Below are 4,274 nucleotides of genomic sequence, written 5' to 3'. Positions count from 1 at the left end.
TATATTGGGAGTTTTGACACGCCCTCCTCCTAAGTGTGTTCTGTGGGCAGTACACGCACCCTAAACTTCTGTGGGTTCCGTGCATTCCGTGGGGAGAACACGCATCCCCTGGGGGGAAAACACAAAGAGGGCATGGCGGAATGCCATGCCCTCTTACGTTAGTTATGTGGATGCGTGGGTATGGCAAGGATGCCATACCCTCCTATGATTACTTAACGAGTACCTTCTTAACCTTGCCGTCAGCAGTGCGAACGATGTTCAGACCCTTCTGGAGCTTGTTAAGCTTAACGCCGTTAACTGTGAAGAGCTGTGTCTCACCATTAGCAACCTCAGCGTTGATTGAGCTGATGCCGTCAACAACCGGCTCTACAACCTTAAGAGTTGCGTCCCAAACGCCACCACCGTCAGAGAGGATACTGCTTGAACCACCAGGGAGGATGCAGTTCCAATCGAACTTGAAGCGGATACGATATTCGCCAGCCTTAGCAGGAGCCTTGAACGAAGGTGCAACATAAGTATTGCGAGCATCTCCTGTAAGTTCATCACCTACTGAGTTGTAACCAGATGTATCGTTCTTCGGGTTAGAGTCGAGAGAGTAGAAGCTGAATGCTACCAAATCGGTGCCAGCCTGATCCCACTGTCCCTCCTTATAAGAGAACTGACCATCGTTATCGAAGTCGATGTAAACGAAGCTATGCATCCATTCGCCTGTATAATCGAACGAAGCTGTCAGTTCGCTGCCAGCCTCAACTGTGAACACCTTAGATGTGTGATCCTCGTAAGCAGCTTTTGAAGCGTATACAGATTCTGTCTGCTTGTCCTTGCCAGTCTGCTGGAGAGAGAAGCTGTTGAGGGCACGGCTACTATGTGTGCTCTTAGCTGTCTTGTCGAAGTTGACAGGATATTTCTCATCTGGAGTATCCTGCTTCTCGTAGTTGAACTCACCACCGAGAGTCTTCTCACCTGCTGTGATAGTGAATGTGAGTGCGAATGCATCGTTTTCAGTTTCTGCTTCATCATTCATGATTACATTGAACACAGCTGTTGCAGATGTAGTACCGAGGAATGTAGCAGTAGCCTCGTCAGCAGTAGCGTTGAGAACCATTGCTGGCTCAGCAGGAGTTGTTTCACCCTCTTCTGCGAGCGGATCCTGACCACCAGGTTGTGGTGTAGGAAGTGTGCCAGTGAATACGAGGTCAGATTTCTTCTCGTTGAGTGTTACGTCCTTAAGAGTGAGCTTGAACTCACCTGTAGCAGTAGCCAAGAACTCTACCTTAGCCTGGTCAGCCTGGAAGAGGTCTGTCTCAGGAGCTGCAGCGTCGTAGATGTGGAGGTTGCTTGTGTAAACCTCAGGTGTTTCTTCCTCAGTGTAGTTGAACTCGCCCTGATATTCTAAGCTTGTATTATTGAGAACAAAGCCCATCTTGATCTCTTCAGCAGAAACCTCTGTGATCTCGAATGTTGCGCTCATCTCCTCGCCGAAGAATTCTGTTGTAGCAGCATCCGACTTAGCAATGATTGTGAGCGGCTCTGTTGCCTCAGTAGGAGCCTCTTCAATGAGTGCCTTACCTACGAATACGAGGTCCTGAGTCTTGTTGAGCATATTAACGTTCTTAAGAGTAACCTTATAAGACTCGTCAGAGTACTTAACGATGTTCACATTAGCTTCAGCCTCTTCAACAACTGTCGTTTCGCCATCAAGGATGCGGAGGTTGTTTGTGTATGTCTTGTTAGAAACCTCAGTTACCTCAGGCTCTGTCGGCTCTTTCCAGTCGAGAGAAACTACCTTGATGTAGTTGTAGTAAGCCTTGCTGAACTTTGGAGACTCACCGCTACCGATGATGATAGGATCGCCTGTAAGGAGCTCTTCAAGAGCTGTAGGAGTCATCTTAACCTCACCGTTAACCTTCAGACCCTCAGCCTTAGAGATTTCGAACTTAGCGAGGCAGTCAGCAACGTCTATGCGACCAGTGTTGTTGTTACCAGCACCGTCCTTTGCGAAGAAGCCAGATATCTGCTTAGCAGTCTGATTGCAGTACCAGTGCATTGTGCGGTATGTGCTTGTCTGGAATGCTGTGAAGCTGTCGCCAGTAGTCATAGCAAGGATATCCTTGTCGTCGCCACCATTAGAGAAGTCGATAGAAGCAACAATCTTCTGCTTATCCCAATCAACATTGATTGTGTGAGAGAAGCCTGTGCCGTCAGCCTGATACTTCTCAACAACGGTTACATCCTTAGGAGCCTCAGGAGTTGTTGGAGGCTCAACACCATAGTACAAGGTATATGTATAGTTAGTTGCATCATTAGGATATACTACTGTGAATGTACCTGCGAGAGTCTCGCCAGTTACAGTAGCATCCATAGAAGCTGTGAAAGCAGCTGCATCCCAACCAGTGCCACCTTCCTGAGTTGTTGTAGCAGAAGTAGCAGTAAGCTTGAGTGTGCCATTTTCCTCTACACCAGTAGCCTCGAATGTGAGCTTACCGATTGTACCTTCCGTTGCGTCCATATCAGTGAATGAAGGGATAGTAACTGCGTACTTGTTCTCGCCCTTAGCGAGTACAGATACCTCAGCGTTTTCGTATGCCTTGGTGTCTGTGCCACGAACTACCTTCAGAGTGTTCTTGTATGTTACAGGAGCTACGTAGTCGGGATCCTCACCAACAGTAACAACTAAGCTTGAGCCGTTATCCATTGTCATGTAGAGCTTCTGTGCTGTAGTCTCGCCGTAAACAACTGCCTTAACAGTGAATGTTACATCAACATCTGTGCGTTTTGCTGTACCAGTGTAAGTAGTGCGACCCTTCTCGTCTGTACCCTTTGTGAGGTTTTCAGCCTTAACATTTAAATCGTCAGAAACGAATGTCATCGGGAATGTATCGTCAGACATCTCAGTGAATGTTACAGTTGCAGTTCCGCTACCACCCATTGAAGTGGTGTATGCAACGTTCTCGAACTTCTTAGTGTCCTTAACTGTTACTGGAGGAACCTCTGTCCAATCCTTATCAACTACCTTAACGTAGTTGTATGTAGCACGTGACTTGTCGTTAGCGCCTTCACCAGTACCCATATTAACTGTTGAGAGAGCGAAGAGAGCACTCATTTGGCTTGCAGGAATCTTCACCACGTCATTAACAACAAAGCCCTTAGCCTTTGACACCTCAACCTTAATTGGATTGGTCTCATCGAACGGATTGGTGTTGTTGTTGCTGCCACCAGGTACATTGAAGTATCCCTGAAGGGTGCCGTCAGGCTTGCGATATAAGTGGAGAGTATTATCCCAAGCTGTTGCAACTTCACCAAGACCAATAATATCTTCACAAGCACCAGTACATGTAGATGGATCGATAGACATAACGATCTTCTGTGTATCCCAATTTACTGGGATGCTCCAGTTGAAGTTAGTGCCATCGCCTACGAAGTCAACCTTCTCGAAAGCTGCAGGCTTGTCTTCGCCACCAGTCTCGCCACCGCCGGTAGAACCGCCGCCGTCGAAGCCTTCGTCAACGCCGAAGGTGTACTCAAAAGCGCGAGCAACATACATGACTTTCATCTTGCCCTCGAAATGAGCATAAGCCTTTGTACCGTTGAACTTAACGACGAGCTTAGTGTCTGTAAAAGCGGTATTGTCTGATGTACGGTAAGCATAAGGGTTATCCAGTGTGATTGTGGTAACACCATTTGCGTCTTTTGTACCTGCAACGTCCTTGCAAACGATTTCGTCCCAGTTACCTGCATCAAAATCAGACAAATCACATCCTTTGGCAGTCACCGTATAATTTGATGTGCCATAAGGTTCGATGGTGAGTTCACCTGCGGGCAAATCCTTTGTCAAAGCTGTAAATACGGTCAACTTGTAGGTAAGTTTGTCCGTATAGCTTGTAGCAAATGCCGTTACGGTAATCATCAACATCGAAAGAAGAGATAAGATTTTTTTCATACTAAATCCTTTCTTTGTTTGTTAATAAATTGTTATTGAATTAAGTTAATTAAAAAAATTCTGTTTGAATAAATCGGTTTTAAAATCGGTTTCTTTCGGTTTTCAGTTGCCGGGGGATCGTTGCTGCTTGTGTTGGCGTGTATGAGTGACGCGCCGCACTTCGGCACTACGCACTCCCTCTTCGGTGCAAATTTAATAAAAATATGTATAGCAGCAAAAATTTTCACAAATTTTTTAAGTTTTTACACTATTAACTCACACAAAACGCACATTCCCTCCTACGAAAACTCCCACGGATAGCGGATTAGGAGGGTATGGCATCCTGCCATACCCA

General features: G+C 46.4%; 1 protein-coding gene. It reads right to left on the bottom strand.

Features of this window, described 5'->3' with window-relative positions:
• Positions 1-208: 208 nt before the first annotated feature.
• Entirely contained in the window at positions 209-3,940 is a 3,732-nt protein-coding gene (locus HMPREF0673_RS07520; protein WP_007900378.1) for a hypothetical protein, read from the bottom strand.
• Positions 3,941-4,274: the final 334 nt, after the last annotated feature.

It is taken from the genome of Leyella stercorea DSM 18206 (assembly GCF_000235885.1).
Classification (GTDB): domain Bacteria; phylum Bacteroidota; class Bacteroidia; order Bacteroidales; family Bacteroidaceae; genus Prevotella; species Prevotella stercorea.
Note: the sequence above shows the minus strand (reverse complement) of the source record. Positions and strands in the feature narration are given on the sequence as shown.

Bases quoted from the DNA above. Each gene is read 5' to 3' on its own strand.
- HMPREF0673_RS07520 (WP_007900378.1), bottom strand. From the start codon at position 3,940: ATGAAAAAAATCTTATCTCTTCTTTCGATGTTGATGATTACCGTAACG.